We start from the raw sequence: 488 nt of genomic DNA, 5'->3' as shown, positions 1-488 counted from the left end.
ACCATACAACCTTAAATGCTCTCGCACTAAGTCGTAGGTTATGCCATTTTGATTGCGTTCGCTAAAAACACAATCGACATAAATAACGCTTGAGTTTTCTCTTACAGTGATACAAATTACTTTATCTAATTCCTAAGAACTAAAATAAGATTTATACCTTTATTTTTTATTCAGCTTTCCAATTTGTTAAAGAGCAATTGAGTTTTAAAAAACTCAAATAAATAGACACTAAAGTTAACCACTTAATGTGTATTTATTTGAGCTTATGTTCATTTAAGAAGAAGTGGTGGAGCTATGCGGGATCGAACCGCAGACCTCTTCCGTGCAAGGGAAGCGCTCTCCCAGCTGAGCTATAGCCCCATCTATATGATGGCTTGGGTTCAATATCCCCAAAGGCTTGGTAGGCCTGGGCAGACTTGAACTGCCGACCTCACCCTTATCAGGGGTGCGCTCTAACCAGCTGAGCTACAGGCCTTCAGGTTTTTCTT

2 tRNA genes are annotated in these 488 nt (G+C 40.0%); both read right to left on the bottom strand.

The annotated features are described in order from the left end of the window. Positions 1-284 precede the first annotated feature (284 nt). Positions 285-360 (bottom strand) — tRNA-Ala (locus BTO11_RS00020). A 38-nt stretch (positions 361-398) separates the two neighbouring features. Further along, a tRNA-Ile gene (locus BTO11_RS00015) sits at positions 399-475 on the bottom strand. Between the last annotated feature and the right edge of the window lie 13 nt (positions 476-488).

Source organism: Psychrosphaera saromensis (assembly GCF_002954545.1).
In the GTDB taxonomy this organism is placed as follows: domain Bacteria; phylum Pseudomonadota; class Gammaproteobacteria; order Enterobacterales; family Alteromonadaceae; genus Psychrosphaera; species Psychrosphaera saromensis.
This window is presented reverse-complemented; position numbering and strand designations above follow the sequence as displayed.